At 37.2% G+C, this 12,974-nt stretch carries 8 protein-coding genes; 1 reads left to right on the top strand and 7 read right to left on the bottom strand.

The window, feature by feature from the left end; genetic code table 11:
- Positions 1-160: 160 nt before the first annotated feature.
- From gshB to metK, 6 genes are all read right to left on the bottom strand, one after another.
- Positions 161-1,138 (bottom strand): glutathione synthase, encoded by a 978-nt coding sequence (gene gshB, locus ACYQ0E_RS11015; protein WP_460188277.1) that lies wholly within the window; start codon positions 1,136-1,138, stop codon positions 161-163.
- Between the two features lie 89 nt (positions 1,139-1,227).
- Positions 1,228-2,538 (bottom strand): glutamate--cysteine ligase, encoded by a 1,311-nt coding sequence (gene gshA, locus ACYQ0E_RS11010; RefSeq protein WP_460188276.1) that lies wholly within the window; start codon positions 2,536-2,538, stop codon positions 1,228-1,230.
- Between the two features lie 285 nt (positions 2,539-2,823).
- Positions 2,824-5,241 carry a transporter substrate-binding domain-containing diguanylate cyclase gene (locus tag ACYQ0E_RS11005; RefSeq protein ID WP_460188275.1) on the bottom strand — a complete coding sequence of 806 codons (2,418 nt, stop codon included), beginning with the start codon at positions 5,239-5,241 and terminating at the stop codon, positions 2,824-2,826.
- Between the two features lie 137 nt (positions 5,242-5,378).
- A complete protein-coding gene (locus tag ACYQ0E_RS11000) occupies positions 5,379-6,134 on the bottom strand; it encodes a 16S rRNA (uracil(1498)-N(3))-methyltransferase (RefSeq protein ID WP_460188274.1) in 756 nt (251 codons plus the stop codon).
- Between the two features lie 11 nt (positions 6,135-6,145).
- The gene (metF, locus tag ACYQ0E_RS10995) at positions 6,146-6,997 is read right to left on the bottom strand and encodes a methylenetetrahydrofolate reductase [NAD(P)H] (protein ID WP_460188273.1); all 852 of its coding nucleotides are present in this window, start codon (positions 6,995-6,997) and stop codon (positions 6,146-6,148) included.
- Positions 6,998-7,180: 183 nt separating this feature from the next.
- Positions 7,181-8,341: a methionine adenosyltransferase gene (gene metK / locus ACYQ0E_RS10990; RefSeq protein ID WP_460188272.1), complete on the bottom strand. Its 1,161-nt coding sequence runs from the start codon at positions 8,339-8,341 to the stop codon at positions 7,181-7,183.
- Positions 8,342-8,636: 295 nt separating this feature from the next.
- Here metK and ACYQ0E_RS10985 point away from each other — a divergent pair, with 295 nt between their 5' ends.
- Positions 8,637-10,490 carry a GGDEF domain-containing protein gene (locus ACYQ0E_RS10985; RefSeq protein ID WP_460188271.1) on the top strand — a complete coding sequence of 618 codons (1,854 nt, stop codon included), beginning with the start codon at positions 8,637-8,639 and terminating at the stop codon, positions 10,488-10,490.
- Positions 10,491-10,502: 12 nt separating this feature from the next.
- Here ACYQ0E_RS10985 and ACYQ0E_RS10980 read toward each other — a convergent pair whose 3' ends face one another.
- On the bottom strand, positions 10,503-12,914 hold the full coding sequence (locus ACYQ0E_RS10980; protein ID WP_460188270.1) for an EAL domain-containing protein: 2,412 nt from the start codon (positions 12,912-12,914) through the stop codon (positions 10,503-10,505).
- Positions 12,915-12,974: the final 60 nt, after the last annotated feature.

Below are 12,974 nucleotides of genomic sequence, written 5' to 3'. Positions count from 1 at the left end.
TAAAAAAGGGGATTCTACTGAATCCCCTTTTTATTGTCTTGACTATATAAAGTGATAACTAAAGTAAGTGCTTTAGCTTTGAATTTAAAATAAAAAATGTGATTTACCAGGCCTGGTAAATTTAAAAAATAATTCAATTTAACCGCTATTAAAAGGTTATTTAGCGGTTGTTTAGCGGTTGTTTTGCAGTGATTTGTGCTTCTAAACAATCAAATAACACGCTAGAAATATTTAAATGAAATTGGCTATCTAATTCACGAATACAGGTTGGGCTGGTGACATTAATTTCTGTAATGTAATCGCCAATCACATCTAAACCTACAAAATATAACCCTTTGGCTTTAAGGGTTGGCGCAATTTGTTGGCATAACCAACGTTCGCGTTCAGTAATTTCCATACCCACGCCCGTGCCGCCCGCCGCAATATTGCCACGGGTTTCGCCTTGGGCAGGTATTCTGGCTAGGGTGTAATCTATGGGTTCACCATTAATGAGTAAAATACGTTTATCACCCGCTTTAATTTCAGGTAAATAGGTTTGTGCCATAATGTGATGTTTGCCATGATCGGTCATGGTTTCAATTATGACATTAATATTTGGGTCGTCATGGCGTACTCTAAAAATAGAAGCGCCACCCATTGCATCAAGCGGTTTTAAAATGGTGTCTTGATGGTCTTGTATAAAGGCTTTAAGTTTATCAGCAGAAGCGGTAACTAAAGTGGGCGGTATACATTGTGGAAACCAGCTCGCAAATAGTTTTTCATTGGCATCACGCAGGCTTTGCGGTTTGTTTACCACTAAAACGCCTTCAGCTTCTGCTTGTTCTAAAATATGCGTGCTGTACAGATAGTCATTGGTAAAAGGCGGATCTTGACGTATAAGAATAATATCTAAGGTATTTAAGGCGATATCATTAGATGCGCCAAACCCATAAAATTGTTCATCTTTAGGGCGATCCCAAACTTTGAGTTCGCTGGTGACGGCAAACGCTTGACCATTTTTTAAATACAGGTCTTCAGGTTGCATATAAACCAGTTCATGGCCACGGCGTTGTGCTTCTAAAAGCATGGCAAACGAGCTGTCTTTGTGAGGTTTAATCCCAGAAATAGGGTCCATTACAATACCAACACGGTAGGCCATGTATTCTTCCTTTTACTTTTGAATATAACAATAAGACCTTTTTGAATAAAGGTCTAACAATGATTTGGATTTTAGATGTTGTTACGGGGTTATATTTCGTTAATACCGGGTAATTCACCTTTAGAGGCCGCAATTTCTCTAGCAGCCGCTAATAAAGCTAAACGTGCAATAACACCATAAGCGTAAAAACGATTAGGGCTAGCATCGGGTTTTTGATTTTCATCAGGTAACACACAAGCGTCTTCAAATGAAAGTGGCTCAAAATGCATACCAGGTGAATTTAAGTTATCAGTCGCTGTTTTACCTGTGTGCACACGGTAAAAACCACCAATCACTTGGCTGCCAATCATATAAACCACGGGTTCAGCTACGGCTTCTTCAATGGTTTCATAAGTGTACACACCTTCTTGTACTAGCATTTGCTCGACTTGTAAGCCTTCTTTAACCGAGGCCATTTTATTACGTTGTTTTCGGTTTAAGTTAAGAATGTCATCAGAACTGTTTACAGACATAATGGCCATGCCGTAAGTGCCACTGTCTGATTTTACAATTACAAAAGGTTTGCACTGAATGCTGTAAGTATCGTAATAACGCTGCGTTTCTTCAATAACTTGGCTAACAGTTTGGGCTAAATCTTCAATGCCTGTTCTATCTTTAAAGTTGATAGGGCCACAAGGAATAGAGGTTGGATTAATTAGCCATTGATCAATATCAATAAGCTCTGCAAACGATTTAGTGACATCTGAATAATGTGCAAAGTGTTCGGTTTTATAGCGGTTTGCCCAACCTAGTTCCATTGGTGGAAGTAAGGTTTGTTCAATGCCTTCAAGAATTTCTGGACGGCCTGAAGAAAGGTCATTATTTAATAATACGGCACACGGAAAAAAGTTTTCAACTCCAACACGGTTACCATCACGAATCAGCGGCTTTAGCACTAAAACGTTTCCAGAAGGAAGCTCAACCAACATGGGCGCATTTAAGTCAGGGTTCATTGAACCAATATGTACTTCGTAACCAGCGTTTTCTAAGATGCTTTGTAATGCAAAAAGATTCTCAAAGTAAAAAGTGTTGCGGGTGTGGTTTTCGGGAATAATAAGTACGCCATCAGCAACAGGGCAAACTTGGGTTACGGCATTTTGTGCAGCATGTACGGCTAACGAACGTAAGTCAGGGTGTAAATTATTAAACCCTGCTGGAAATAAGTTTGTATCAACAGGGGCTAGTTTATAGCCGGCATTTCGTAAATCGACAGAACAGTAAAAAGGCGCAGGCGTATTTTTAAACTGCTTTCTAAACCAAGCTTCAATTGTGGTTCGATTATCAAGTATGTGCTTTTCTAGTTTGAGTAATGGTCCAGTTAAGGCAGTTTGTAAATGTGGAACTTGATTTATTGATGGCATGCAAACATCTCTTTTAGGGTCACAATTTATGACTAGGACTTAGACATAAGTGGGTGTTTAATTATACGCAAATTGTTATTTACGATTTTAGTATTTAATGGAGAAATCATTACAAGAGCGGAGCATTTAATGCAAAGCTCAGCAAAGTGCTTTTGAAAGCAGAAATTTAAAAAAATGAGAACATTCTCGACTTTGATGGTATTTGTGTCAAGTTCTTCATATAGTCAGTTAGCAATAGCAAGGGTTTTTATGAACCTTTAAATAGGGCAAAAATTTACCATTTATTTACAAAATAATTTCTTCTGTTTCACTCGAAATTACTTGGTCTCTGCCTAGCTGTTTTGCTTTATAAAGGTAATTATCAGCACGTTCTACAAATTGATAAGTTGTTTCTTCTTTGTTTAATGTAGCCACCCCAATACTCATTGTTTGAGTAAAGCCTTGTTCAAATTTAATAGACTTTACGGTAGTGAGTAGTTTTGTTGCTAGGTGATAAGCCTGGTTTTGGTTCGTGTTTGGACAAATTAACATAAATTCTTCGCCACCCCAGCGTCCAAAAGTGTCGGCTTCTCTAATTTGTTTGCTTATGCTTTCAGATGTTTTGATAAGCACTTCATCACCCACAAGGTGACCATAAAGATCATTGACTTGTTTAAAGTTGTCTAAATCCATCATAAAGAGTGATAGTGGTGTTTGGTAGCGTATACTTCGACTAATTTCTTTATTCAGTATCTGATCAAGATATTTACGGTTATAAGTATTGGTTAAATAATCCGTAGCAGAAAGCGTTTTTAATTTACGATTGGTTTTCTCTAAATCTTGTTGTGTAGAAACCAATGCGATATTGGTTTTATTCATTTGTAAGTTTAGGTTTTTTAGCTTTCTGTTATAAAGCAAAATAAGCAGGGCAAATAGAATGACAGGTACTACTATAATAATGACCCTTTGCCATTGAATTTCTGTTTTGTAGTCTACGTTTAACCATGAGTTTTTAAACTTTTCTTGAGTTTTTGGATCCATACTCACAAGTATTTTTTGAAGAATGGAGTATAACTCCGGCCAATCTTTACGTATACCCATTCTAACATCGGCTCTAAATGGGGTTTCGCCACTGATTTGAATGTTGGTTAAACCACCTGAACGAATGTGATAAGCCACGACGGCTATATTATCCACATACCCTAATGCTTTACCTTGTGATACGGCGGTAAGACCTTCTAATGGTGTGTTAACTTCTAATAGCGTAATGTTGGGATAATGTTGTTTAAGTAACTCTTCAGCCGCATAGTCTTGCACTACGGCAATAGTAGAGTTGCCAACTTTTTTAAGGTCTTTTATAAAATCATGGCCTTTTTTGGTCGCAATAACCATTGGAAGTTTAAGATACGGCTGAGTGAAATTAAGATACTTTCTACGTTCTGGTGTCGCTACCATACCTGCAAACATGTCAAGTTTATGCTCTTTGGCTTGTTGTAAAGCGTCTGGCCATGTGAGTTCTTTATTTGGTATAAATTTTATGGCTGTTAAAGAAGATATGTATTTAAAGTATTCATTGGCGATACCTTGGTATTCATTTTTGTCATTTACAAAGTCAATCGGTGCCCAGTTGCGGTCTATGGCAACATTAATGGTTGGGTGGGCTTTAAGCCAGGCGATTTCTTTTTGGGTAAAAGTTAGTTTATGGTCTTCTTGTTGGTAAATACCTTTAGAAAAATCTAATTTATTATTGATTAACTGATGTTTAATAAACAGGTTTTCTATGTATTTAATTCGCCCTTCATCGAGCGTACCAATAGGAATCGATTCTTTTTGCATTGCTTCTTCAATCACCTTGGCTTCATACATTAGATGATCGTAACTTTTATCTACTTTTAGATCGTTAATAATGTATTTAATCATTTCATCTTTGTGAGCAAGGGCATATTGCCAACCCTTTATAGATGCGCGTTTAAACCGGGACACTCTATCAGGGCGATTCGTCAGTTCATTTTGATTGGTAAATAAGATATCACCATATAAATCCACACCATAATTCATGGGATTAATGATGTGCGTTTTTATCCCTTTTTTCATAAAGTAATAAGGCTCATTAGAGAGGTATGCAGGAAAAGCTTGAATTTGTCCTGTCAATAACATATCTGGTCCAGCCTTAACAATCATACGGTCTAAGTTAGGCATAATGTTATGTTCGTTCATCATGGCCAAAAGCGGAAAACCATCTGTGTCTTTTTGGTAAAAGGCGATGTTTTTACCCTCAAGATCGTATAAGCCTTTTATGCCACTGGATTGTAATGTAATAAAAACTTGGGGCGAATGTTGAAAAATAGGAGCAATAATGGATATTGGAGAGCCTTTAGAAAGGTAAAGAAATATAATGGAATCGGCAATTCCATATTCAGATTCACCATCAATAACTTGCTCGATATTATTTACAAAGGTATCTCTAGGCTTAATGGTGACATCAAGCCCTTCATCTTTATAAAAGCCTTTTATTTTGGCAGCATAATAACCCGCAAATTGAAATTGGTTTAACCATTTTAGCTGCAATGAAACCGGTTCTAATTTAGGTTTTGCTTCTGCTTCAACAGTTAGAGGTGTGTTAGAGCTGTCTGCTGAATTTGCAAAAGAAGAGGAGGGTATGAATAACCAGAAAATTGAAAAACAGATTAAAAACCATTTTTGTAGATTAATTGTGTTTTTCATTGAGGTTGGGTTGTGACCTTGGTCGTAAAAATGTATGTAGTTAACATCAATTTTACTTTAAATCTATAATTTGGTCATGGGTAAAGTTAACTAGAGCAAGGTTTTTTGTTTTGGTTTAAGATAACAAATTGTTTGGATTATGAAAAATCGCCCCATAAGGTTTGTAAAATAGCCAATACAGCAGGGCCTGCGGTTTCGGTTCGTAATATTCTAGGGCCAAGTTGAATTGGGGTGAGACCAACCTCTGTTGCTTGCTCTACTTCAATGTCAGTTAAGCCACCTTCTGGACCAATAAGCAGATGAATGGGTGTATTGGTTGTGGGTTGAGCCACTTTGGAAATGTGATTGTTTGAATAAGGATCAAGCACAAAACCCATAAAATCTGATGGGTTTGTTATGTTACGTTTTTCATTTAACCAGGCCTGGTAATTCTGAATAGGCAAAATTTTAGGCACAACATTACGACCACTCTGTTCACACGCATTAATAACAATGGCTTGCCATTGCATTTGACGTTTTTCAAGCTTTTCGTTTTGCAGTTTAACGTCACAGCGATCTGTAAACACCGGTTGTATGGCGGTAACGCCAAGTTCTACCGCTTTTTGAATAGAATAATCCATGCGGTCGCCTTTAGAGATACCTTGCACCAGTACGGTATGAATAGGCGATTCATTATTCACTTCTTCAACGGTTTCAATCGCAAAATCTGCTGTTCTGCGGCTGGTAACAATTAATTTACCTTTAGCGAGCAATCCTTGGCCATTAAAGGCTTCTATTAAATAGTCGTTTTTTAAACGCAATACCGTCAATGCGTAATGCGCCTGTTCTTTGGGTAAAGTAATCGTGTGATTAGCTTGGTAATTTCCATCTAAAAACAGGCGAGTAATACGCATGGCAAGTTAACCTATTTAAACGTTAATGACTTAGTGATTTCTAAGGTAGGTTCAATACTGTTCATGCTGTAAAAGTGAAGACCAGGAGCGCCTTCACTTAAAAGTCTTTGTGCAAGTTCTTGAACCACGTCTTTACCAAAAGCCAGTAGACTCTCTTTGTCATCTTCATAACTTTCTAGGCGGCACTTTAACCAACGCGGTACTTCTGCACCACAACCGGCGGAAAAGCGAATTAAGTTTTCATAGTTTGTAATGGGCATAATGCCTGGAATAATGGGCAGATCAATCCCGTTACGTTCGCAGTTATCAATAAAGTAGCGGTAGCTATCAAAGTTAAAAAAGTATTGAGTAATAGCTGAATCCGCGCCTTGCTCTACTTTATGTTTAAACCATTTAATACCAATATCGCAATTACGTGCTTGCGGATGTGTTTCAGGGTAGGCCGCTACTTCAATGTGAAATTTGTCGCCACGTGTGTCTTTAATAAATTTAACTAAATCACTGGCGTATTTAAATTCACCTGGATCCATCATTCCAGAAGGCAAGTCACCACGTAAAGCCACAATGCGTGTAATGCCCATTTCTTCATAGGTGTCTAGTAATTCTGTAACACTTTCTTGGCAAGCACCAATACAGGTAAGGTGAGGTGCGGCTTCGTTTTGAGTGTTTTCTTGAATATAACGAACCGTTTCAAGGGTTTTTTCTTGTGTGGTGCCGCCTGCTCCGTAAGTCACAGACATATATTCAGGGTTTAAGGTACTAAGTTCATCAATAACGCTTTTGAGTTTAACCATTCCAGGCTCTGTTCTAGGAGGAAAGAACTCTAAACTGAATTTTTGTTCATGTTTTTTTTGGGTTTGCATTTTGTCTCACTTTATTACCAGGCCTGGTAAAACCAGTAGCCAGCTATGTCTTGTACGCTTAGGGTAAATTTGTATTACATTATGCTACAAGGCATACAGGCCTAGTAAATCTTAATTTGGATATTGAGTGGGTTATAACATTTAAATATAACCGCTATATGATCGTTATGTATACATTGTGTATTACAGTCCAGCGTCGGCTTTTAAACCTGCAGCTTTGTCGGTTTTTTCCCAAGTAAATTCAGGTAGTTCACGACCAAAGTGACCATAAGAGGCCGTTTTTTGATAAATAGGACGATACAAATCTAGCATGGCAATAAGCCCTTTAGGACGCAAGTCAAAGTGTTCACGAACCAAACGTTCAATTAATGAGGTCGCCACTTTTTCAGTACCAAATGTTTCAATACTAATAGAGGTTGGCTCTGCGACACCAATAGCGTAAGAAATTTGAATTTCACATTTGTCGGCTAAGCCTGCCGCTACAATGTTTTTAGCCACGTAACGCCCAGCGTAAGCGGCTGAACGGTCAACTTTTGAAGGATCTTTACCAGAAAACGCACCGCCACCGTGACGTGCCATACCGCCATACGTATCCACAATGATTTTACGACCTGTTAATCCAGCATCTCCTACTGGACCACCAATCACAAATCGGCCTGTTGGGTTAATGTGGTATTGAGTGTCGGCATGCAACCATTCCGTTGGTAAAACAGGTTTAATAATCTCTTCCATAACCGCTTCACGCAGGGTTTTGTTGCCAATATCAGGGCCATGTTGGGTTGATAAAACAATTGCATCTATGGCAACAGGTTTTCCGTCTTCATAACGTAGTGTAATTTGGCTTTTGGCGTCAGGGCGTAACCAATCTAATTGACCCGATTTACGCACTTGTGCTTGGCGTTCCATTAGGCGGTGCGCATAATAAATTGGCGCAGGCATTAACACGTCAGTTTCATTTGATGCATAACCAAACATTAGGCCTTGATCTCCCGCGCCTTGTTCATGATCTTCTGAATCATCTACACCTTGTGCAATTTCGGGTGATTGTTTACCAATTGAGCTTAAAACAGCACAGGTTTCACCATCAAACCCTAAATCACCGTGGTTATAACCAATTTCTTTAACTACGTTACGCACAAGTTCTTCTTGATCTACCCAGGCCGAAGTGGTGATTTCACCACCCAGCATAACCATGCCGGTTTTTACAAAGGTTTCACAGGCTACACGAGCACGTGGGTCTTGTTTTAAGATAGCATCAAGCATTGCATCCGAAATTTGGTCTGCAATTTTATCTGGATGGCCTTCTGATACTGATTCAGAAGTAAATACAGTGGTTTTTGTCATGTTGAGTTCCTCGAATAGAGTGAAAAAATTACGAGGTACGGAATATTTGCTGGGAACTAAATATTTTGAAGGGTTCCTCGCTTTAGCCGTACTTTTTAAAGCGCCCGCAAGCTGATATCAAATCGGCGCATGGCGGTATTATCCAATATTTTTTTTTTAGGTTCAAGTTTCTGTCAGAAAAACCCGGTAATTGAATAAGATTGTCATCTATTTGTCATGTGAAGTTAATGTTTTGTTAATCATTAAATTACTGGCTAGGCTTTAGTATCTACCGGTTAATAAATCGGAAACTATTATGCCTAAATTGAATCAAACAAACCGTACTCAAAACGATAATTCACATAACTCTGTGCTTACTGCAAGCCAGCGTCTTATGTTAACGGAATCAGGTTTAGGGATGGAGCTTTTGGATATCGTAGATAGTCATACGCTCAATTGTGTTTTTCAACCGATTATTGATATTAAAAGAAAGCGAGTTTGTGCTTTTGAAGGTTTAGTTAGAGGACCGTTTAATTCAGCACTATATCATCCATTAAATTTATTTAAAGTTGCAGATGAGCAGGGGGTGTTGTATGAATTAGATACCTTTGCACGAATTGCGACGATTCAATCATTTGCAGAACAAGCCGCTCAAGATGAACATTTACACTTGTTTTTAAATATATCGATTAATGCTGTAATGAATCCTGCTCACCAAAAAGGCATTACACTCGATGCATTAAAGCGATTTGGTCTTCCGCCAGAAAGAGTGGTTATTGAAATTACTGAATTACAACCGGTAGATAATTTTGAAGCTTTTGTTGGCGCCATTAATTATTATCGTTCGATTGGTTTTAAAGTTGCCATTGACGACTTAGGAAGTGGTTATAACGGTTTACGAATTTGGTCAGAAATTCGACCTGATTTTGTAAAGATTGATAGGCATTTTGTGTCAGATATTCATTTGCATAACGATAAAAGAATGTTTATGGAAACGTTAATGACTCTGGCAAAAAGCACACAGACTAAAGTTGTGGCTGAAGGTGTAGAAACTGAAAAAGAGCTAGAAGTGTTAACGCAATTAGGCGTGGATTTAGTTCAAGGTTTCTTATTCAAAAAACCAGAAAAAATAATCAGTGAAGATTTACTGTATGAATGGCCTGAAAAACACCTAGAAAATAAAGCGGAGAAAGGTGAGGTCACTGTGTCTGAAATTGCTTTTGAACATCCTATAGTCAAACCAAATTATCTTGTAAATGAAGTTTCTGAAATGTTTTTACAGCATGCTGAATTAGATTATTTTCCCGTTGTGGAAAGTAAGCAAGTGGTTGGTATGATTTGGCGTCGTGATTTAATGAACTTGCTGGCTCGTAAATTTGGGCAAGAACTTCATGCACGAAAATCAGTGGCAAACGTCATGGATAAAAGCCCAATTATTGTTGACTCGAGAACCTCGCTGATTGATTTGAGTCGGCTTGTGACAGAGAGTAATGAATTTGGTTTTAGAGATGCCTTTATTGTCGAAAAAAAGAAAAAATATTTGGGTTGTGGTGATTTTAAAGATTTATTGAGAAAAATTACCGACCTAAAAGTAGAGAGTGCTCAGTTTGCAAATCCACTTTCTGGCTTGCCTGGTAATGTCCCGATTCAAAAAAAAATTAATAAGTTCTTAAAAAATAAAAAAGATTTTTTGGTTATGTATATTGATGTGGATAACTTTAAACCTTTTAATGACAGTTATAGTTTTGAAGAGGGTGACGGCGTTATTCGATTAATAGCGGATATTCTTAAGGACGTTTTACCAGAAGAGCAAGTGATTCACAGTGAAACATTTATAGGCCATATTGGAGGAGATGATTTTGTTGTTATCAGTTCTTTTGTTGAAGATTACGTAACATGGGCTGAATTAATCTTAAAAATGTTTGAAAAAGAAGTTTTATCTTTTTATACCGAGCAAGATCAACGGCAAGGCGGCATTAATGCGAGTGATAGGGAGGGGAGAAGTAAATTTTATCCTTTAATGAGTTTATCTATTGGCGTGTTACTGGTACACCCTGAGTTTTTTGAACATACCCAAAAATTAGCTTCTTATGCCACGAAAGCAAAAAAAGGGGCTAAACACGCGGGCGGTAATACTTATTTTGTTGTTGATTCTAAAAGCGATTTATAAGGCCTGTTAAGGTTAAAAAATACGCCCCAGTGGTGTAGGTTTGTGATAATGGTAGCCTTGGGCGTAATCAATACCGGTTTCTTTTAACCAGTCTGATACTTCTTGATTCTCTACAAATTCAGCAATAGTTTCTATGTTCATTTCATCACTTATTTGGTGAATAGCTTTTACCATGGCCGCATCTACCTTATCTTTTAAAACATCCAAAATAAATATGCCATCTATCTTAACGTAATCAACAGGTAGTGTTTTTAACCAGCCAAATGAAGAGAAGCCAGAACCAAAGTCATCTAAAGCTAATTGGCAACCATGATTTTTAATATTTTGTAAAAAGATAATACTGGCAGACATATGTGAAATAGCCGTGCTTTCCGTGATTTCAAAACAAACCTTTTTATTGAGAGATGGGTTTAGTTCTAATATTTTAAGTAATGCCTCAATAAAATCTTCATTACCTAATGATTGTCCAGAAATATTGATATTTAATAGATCAACTTCATTAAGATGTTCTTTTAGCCATTGATAGGCATGATTAACAATATAAATGTCTAAATCAGGCATTAAATTAAATCGTTCGGCAGCAGGTAAAAATTGGTCAGGCGAAATGATTTCATTCTCTAAAGTCTGCAATCGCACTAAGATTTCAAAGGCTTTTTTGTTGTTACCGTTTTGTAATGGAGTAATTTGTTGGGCATAAAGAACAAAATGTTGATCTTCAATCGCTCTTTTAATACGGTTAGCCCAGTCAAATCTTGCTATTTCAAGGTTAAGTGACGCTTCGTTATCTTCAAAAACATGTACTCGATTTCGACCATTTTGTTTTGCGATATAACAAGCAATATCCGCTTGGATCATAATCGTTGCTTTGTTTATGAACCCTTTTATTAAGGTAATACCAATACTGGTGCCAATATCAAAAATACGGTTTTCCCAGATAAAACGGTGTTTATTGACTGCTTGCCTAATTTTTTCGGCAATAATGAAGGCGCTTTGAATTGAGCAATGTTCTAACAGTATGGCAAATTCATCACCGCCAATACGGAACAAAATGTCAGATTCTCTAACTTGGTTATCTACAATATGGGCAATTTGTTTAAGTAGTTCATCTCCCGCACTGTGACCGACAGTATCGTTAACAATTTTAAATTGGTCTAAATCTATATAAATTAAACAGCTTTCAAGTTGCGTGTCTTGTTTACTTTTCTCAATAATCTCATCTAAGTTACTCTCAAATGCTTGACGATTTTCTAACCCAGTTAAATTGTCATGCAGTGCCTGCCATGTAAGTTTTTTACGTAGTTGTCTAGCTTCTGTCGCATCATGAAAAACCAAAACGGAGCCTATTATATTTCCGGAAAAATCGACCAAAGGTGCACCAGAGTCATCTATGGATATTTTTTCATCGAACCGGTTAATTAATAGAGTTTGATAAGGTAATGTCAAAATGGTATTTTTTTTCATGCTTTTTAAAGCAGGGTTTTCGACGGATTCCATGTTTTTTTCATTGTAAATTTTAAAAACATCTTCAACATGTTGACCCATGGCAGAATTCTGTGGCCAGCCAGTTAAATTTTCGGCAACCGGATTAATGTAGGTAATTAAGCCATCTTTATTTGTGGTAATGACTCCATCACCAATCGATTTTAATGTGATTTCTAATCGTTCTTTCTCAGAAAAAAGCTCTTGTTCTTTAGAGTTTAGAGTATTGAGCATGGCTTGAAAGTTGTTAGATAAGGTTTGCAGTTCATCTTTTCGTTCTAAGCCCACAATAATATTACGATCACCGGCTTTAACGCGTTGAGTGGCGGTAATGAGTTGATAAATGCCTTTGGTGAGACCACGGCCAATTTGCCATGCAAAAAATGCACCTATGAGTATGGCGATTAACGTATAGATAACCCCTTCTACCGTTATCCAATGAACGCTGTCATGAATATGTTGGCGACTCATATTAATTCTAGCCCAGCCAATTAAATTGCCTTTAACTTTAATGGGTGCTGCCACATCAATATGATTATTGTTTTCTGAAATAATAATAAGCCCGGATGGTGTCGTTTTTTGAGTCAGATAGGTTTGCGGAATATATTGACCTGTTAGCTGGGGCACATTGTGATTTTTATGATGATAAGCAAGAATTTTACCTTGGGTATTTAAAATCATTGCATAGATAAAATTAGGCTGTTCTCCCTGGGCCATCATAATTTCATTTAACCCAGCAACATCATTAGATAGCACCCAGGGAATACTATTTGCTGCTAAAGTTTTAGCAATTCCTGTTGTAGAACTTTTAGATTCATCAATTAAAAAGTGTTGTTGTCTACTAACCAAATCCGCTACAAAAATGGTCATTAAAATGGCATGAAGAAGCGCAATGGCTAAAATTAGCTTATATTTAATTGAGTGACGAAAAAGAAGGTTGAACATTGTTTATTTAAATACCCTAAAGTGTTAATTTTTTGTTTTTATAAGTTGTTATTACATGTT

Source organism: Thiomicrorhabdus hydrogeniphila, from assembly GCF_054656895.1.
The sequence above is the reverse complement of the archived record's forward strand: the minus strand, read 5'-3'. Positions and strand labels throughout refer to the sequence as shown.

What these genes read in the sequence shown, in the direction of transcription:
- gshB (WP_460188277.1), bottom strand. Translation starts at nt 1,138, where the DNA reads ATGGCCTACCGTGTTGGTATTGTAATGGACCCTATTTCTGGGATTAAA.
- gshA (WP_460188276.1), bottom strand. Translation starts at nt 2,538, where the DNA reads ATGCCATCAATAAATCAAGTTCCACATTTACAAACTGCCTTAACTGGA.
- ACYQ0E_RS11005 (WP_460188275.1), bottom strand. Translation starts at nt 5,241, where the DNA reads ATGAAAAACACAATTAATCTACAAAAATGGTTTTTAATCTGTTTTTCA.
- ACYQ0E_RS11000 (WP_460188274.1), bottom strand. Translation starts at nt 6,134, where the DNA reads ATGCGTATTACTCGCCTGTTTTTAGATGGAAATTACCAAGCTAATCAC.
- metF (WP_460188273.1), bottom strand. Translation starts at nt 6,997, where the DNA reads ATGCAAACCCAAAAAAAACATGAACAAAAATTCAGTTTAGAGTTCTTT.
- metK (WP_460188272.1), bottom strand. Translation starts at nt 8,341, where the DNA reads ATGACAAAAACCACTGTATTTACTTCTGAATCAGTATCAGAAGGCCAT.
- ACYQ0E_RS10985 (WP_460188271.1), top strand. Translation starts at nt 8,637, where the DNA reads ATGCCTAAATTGAATCAAACAAACCGTACTCAAAACGATAATTCACAT.
- ACYQ0E_RS10980 (WP_460188270.1), bottom strand. Translation starts at nt 12,914, where the DNA reads ATGTTCAACCTTCTTTTTCGTCACTCAATTAAATATAAGCTAATTTTA.